The organism is Paenibacillus sp. OT2-17 (genome assembly GCF_009827695.1).
Classification (GTDB): domain Bacteria; phylum Bacillota; class Bacilli; order Paenibacillales; family Paenibacillaceae; genus Paenibacillus; species Paenibacillus polymyxa_B.
In genome coordinates, this window is record NZ_WUDQ01000292.1 from 1 (window position 1) to 4,517 (window position 4,517).

Genomic DNA, 4,517 nt, shown 5'->3' on the forward strand with positions numbered 1-4,517 from the left:
AGACTACAGCACCTACTATAACTCAATTCGGATTCAAGCGAAACTAAATAACCAGTCGCCGGTGGATTACAGGCGACTGGCTGCTTAAACTTGCAAGGTGTTTTGATCCCTGTCTCACAAACGGGGGTCAGTCCCCCCTAGAGGTGTAAGGCTTTTTCTATAAGGGATTACCAAACTTTAATATAATTTTTACCTTTTTTCAAAAGTGTAATCGGCCCTATTAGAGACTTTTCTACTCTCTGCATATCCAACAAATCAGTATCCAGGATCACTTCACTACCATCGGGGCGCTCAAATTCAGCGTCAACGATACGTACCCGTGCTAATGTTGCTGTTGAATGTACTTCACCTAGAAAAACATCGAAATTTTCCGGTAATTCACAGGAAAGATAAACTTCTTCTCCCTTATCAACTATTCTGAAGTTTGGATGAAAGCTTTTGTCAACTATCTTATCTTTTTCTCTTTCAAACGGTTCTGCTCCGGCCAAATACGCATTGTTATTAATATAAACAGGTTGTTCCACCAAGTTAAATATTTCAGCGTCTCCGGGATTTTTGTGTACGTTTTCAATATACTCTTCTAAAGAAGCCGTGTGGTTTTTATAATGGGACGTTCCGACACCTTCTAATCCATCAGCTCCAATGAAAATATTATTATAAAAACGGTCATCACCGCCGTAAATAAAAGAAAAACCTGCGATTTTGGTGCTGTGGGGGAGGTGATACTGTGTAGAACGTGTCATTTCTTTCCAATGATTCATCTTACCGCAGATTAGGTTGTTTATGTAAGCTCCACCCTGTGACACATTGTCCAGAGAATATTCAGAAGCCATTATATTGTGATCAACGATATATGGCCCATGGCTTACTTCAACAAACAAATCGCGATTATTGCTATAAAATAAATTCTTACTAATCCTTGTTCCCTGTGTCTGCCAATCTGACCATAATCCTAAAGAGCAGTCATGGATACGGTTATGGTAAATCTGGACATCTATGGCTGCATGGAGCTTGATTCCTGCAATTTCGTGACCGTAGAATTCACGTTTCAGAGCAATTTTATATATATGGTTGTGATGAATTTCACTAAAGACACCGCCCAAGTGACCCACAATTCCATTTTGACCGCAATCATAAATCGTATTATTACGGATAATATGGGAGCCGATTTTTTCCTTGCACCAGCCATTACGTTCAGCAGAAAAGACAGATTCAAGCTGGTACTGGTATCCGGGTTTGTCTTTCCGGACGGAGCGATAATTATGCCCGGTGGAGGCTTCTTTACCAATACTGATGGCGCTGCATTTTGCATCGTGAAGGATATTGTTTTCAATAATCCAACCCTTGCTCCAATTGGCGCCAAGCAGTCCAGGCTGATCCGCTGTCGGAGGTGCCCATGGTGTTGCGGCCTGCGCCATTTCAAAGCCTCTTACTGTAATATAATCAATCCCTGTATCTTGGGGATAGAAACAAGATCTGCGAACGTTAACCTCAACAAATTCTTTGTTCGGATCAGCGCCTTGGAAATTTGCATATATGGTTGTATTATCAGCATTCACTTCTGCAAACCAGACATATTTTGTCTGTTCCTGATTATGAACAGGAACCATTTTTCTTGTCCAGTGGTCCAATACTTCTGTTGTAACCTTCGGATCGATCAGTTGTTCAAAGCGGCTGACTTCATAAAAAGACATACCGTTTAAATAAACGTCTCCTAAATGCTTGGTTTCCTCAATTGTTACGAGCCAATCTCCGGACACTTCAAGAGCATATGGGTTATAGTTACCAAAAAACTCATTCGGCAACACAACCTTCCAAATATTCTCTTCTGCATGCTGCCAACTTTGAATATGCTCTGAGCCTTTAATGATTACTTTTTCACCTTTTGCAGCTTGATAAGTAATTCTTCTCTTGGTGCTTAATCCTTTAAATTTTGGTTTTACCCATTCACGATATACCCCTTCATGGACAATAACCGTGTCTCCTGCCACAGCAGCAGAAGCTGCTTTATTGATTGCCAGAAATGGATCTTCCTGACTCCCCTGGCCGTGATCTGAACCAGTTTTTGCTACGTGATACTCCATAGTCTTATATCCTCCTTTAAATTCAATTTATTTTATTATAGGAAATAATATTTGTTAATTCTATCCAAAATATAGTACACTTTAAGACAATATTAGTGTTCTGGCAAAGGAGAGTTGTATGGTCTTATTTGAAAAACATGGAATGGAGGGGGAAGAATTCTTTCATTTTTTTCCATTGAAGAATTATAGCTTTCCCCTTCATTTTCACCGAGCATATGAAATGATCTATGTTAATGATGGACAGCTATATGTATCCATTGATCAAAAAGAGTATCTTTTGAAGGAAAATGATCTGGTCTTTATCTTTATAAATCAAATGCATGAATTTAAGACCATCGATTACTCTAATATTACAATCATCCTTTTTTCGCCAGAGTTGATCGGCGACTTTTTTATGAATTTAAAAGGCTTAATTCCAAATGACAGTGCATTGCATTTGGAGAGAGCTATTGATTTTAGTAAGCTGAATTCAATCTATAGCCAGAAAAGTTTTTTATATGCTGTTTGTGCTGATCTGATAAATCAGAAATCGTTTACCCTAGTTAAGCAATCACCTCAGACAAAGGTGCTCTATAAGATGCTGCTTTATGTAGAGGAAAATTATTCTACTGATTGCACATTAAAAGACATTGCAAAATATCTGCAGTATGACTATCCTTATCTATCAAAGTTGTTTGTCCAACAAATGAACATCACCTTCACGGACTACTTAAATCATTATCGGATTTCACAGGCATGCTATTTGCTGAAAAATTCCCAGCAGGCGATTGGTGAAGTTGCAATCAAGTGTGGTTATAACAATTTAAGAACCTTTCATCGTAACTTCAAGGAAATAACCAGGAGAGCGCCTAGAGAATATCGAGCAATGTACTAAAGAAGAACGGCATAAGCATAAGGTGAATGCGTTGAGCACTTTGTTGACCTTCAGCTTAAACTAGCTGGTGATTATGTTGAAAATATAATCATTAATTCTCAACAATCTTCAGATCATAATTTACGATCCTTCTAATCCAAAGTTTTGCTAGCAATAAATTAGAAAATCCATAAACGCAGCCATCCAATTACCAAGAATTTTTCTACATGACGCACACCATTTTAAATCGGTTAATGTGAACAGCTGCGGCAATCCCTTGTCATCTAAAAGCCGTGATTTACGAGGGCTTATCAGGATATCTGGTGAGTGGTTTCAAAGGTTTCGTTTCCTGTCTGGTCACAGGGCAGAAGCTCACTCGGTTGTGATGCGCTCGGCAACAAAAACGATTCGATTCGTACACAGTATACATCACACAACAAATGTTTTCGGTACGTTTGCTGTGGCAGTATTCACTTCATTCTTAAGGGTCAAGTCGCCAAAACTTAAAAATAGCAAGTCTCTTGCAACTTAGAGACTTGCTATTTTGTGTTTTCGGTTCATTAAATTTTGTGAAAAAAAATAGTTCCAAAGTTATGAATTTTCTAAAAATTTATACTTTTAACAGCAAAGGGCACTGCGGTTGGTACGTCATGTCGGAACGAGGAGATTGATTCAAAAAAATTGGTTGGTAAACTTGAGCTTTGAGTTAATAAAAAAATGTCGGATGACAAAAGCCATGTTGCATTAGGAGCCGCCTAAATGACGGCTTTTTTGTTTTAAGAAATCAAGTTCATGCTCCGAGCCAAGGACAAGAACTTGATTATTCCATTGCCGATTAGATATCTACCTATTTAATGCTCACTATACCGACCATCCAGTTGTCGCAGGAGCAGACGACCTCATTCTGGAGCGGTTGAAGCGAGGTTCGTTGACTGTCAAATAAGAAGCCCTTAGTGAGCTTTTTTTAGACAATTCTTTAATAGATAACCCAATTTATAAATTTATACTGTGCAGCTTTGAAAAAGCTCAATAAACTTCTGAGCTGCTGAAGAAAGGGGCAAGTCTTTTTTGATAGCAATACTTAAAAACCTTTTAGGTATGATTTCTTGGATGGGCACTATGAATAGCTGTTGTTGATCCAAATCGCTGCGAACAAAATCCTCGATTACACACGATATGCCCAAACCTTTTTTAGCAAACTCAATTAACAGTTCCATGGTACTCAGTTCTATTTTAGGTATTACCTTTAAGCCATATGAAGTGAAAAAGTTGTCAATATATTTTCTTGTATTAAGTCCTTTCTGCATGAGAATGATCGAGTAATTTACTACTAGTTCTTTTAAGAATATTGGATTATCACATATTTCTTTAAATCTCTCACCTACTACAAAACAATCTTGTATTTCTATTTTTCCAATCACCGTCAGAGAATCTCTGCTTCCGTTCAGATTGATGATTCCTATGTCAACTTCGCCTGACTCTAGCTGCTTAATTGTAGAATGAGTAGATTGATCTTTGATATAAATCTCGATATTAGGGTAAGCCAAGGAGAATGTCTCTAGGTATTGCATCAAGAAGTT

General features: G+C 38.0%; 3 protein-coding genes. 1 reads left to right on the forward strand and 2 read right to left on the reverse strand.

The features are described from left to right. Window positions 1-167: 167 nt before the first annotated feature. Window positions 168-2,084 (reverse strand): right-handed parallel beta-helix repeat-containing protein, encoded by a 1,917-nt coding sequence (locus tag GRP75_RS19755; protein WP_160790137.1) that lies wholly within the window; start codon window positions 2,082-2,084, stop codon window positions 168-170. A gap of 118 nt (window positions 2,085-2,202) precedes the next feature. Between GRP75_RS19755 and GRP75_RS19760 the strand changes: the two genes are divergently transcribed. After that, window positions 2,203-2,958, forward strand: a complete 756-nt coding sequence (locus tag GRP75_RS19760; RefSeq protein WP_160790138.1) for a helix-turn-helix transcriptional regulator — start codon at window positions 2,203-2,205, stop codon at window positions 2,956-2,958. Window positions 2,959-3,938: 980 nt separating this feature from the next. On the opposite strand, the gene GRP75_RS19765 is transcribed toward GRP75_RS19760, so the two are convergent. Continuing rightward, on the reverse strand, window positions 3,939-4,517 hold a 579-nt coding region (locus tag GRP75_RS19765; protein WP_160790139.1), incomplete at its 5' end, for a LysR family transcriptional regulator substrate-binding protein.

Coding starts and splice junctions, on each gene's coding strand:
- GRP75_RS19755 (WP_160790137.1), bottom strand. CDS start 2,084: ATGGAGTATCACGTAGCAAAAACTGGTTCAGATCACGGCCAGGGGAGT.
- GRP75_RS19760 (WP_160790138.1), top strand. CDS start 2,203: ATGGTCTTATTTGAAAAACATGGAATGGAGGGGGAAGAATTCTTTCAT.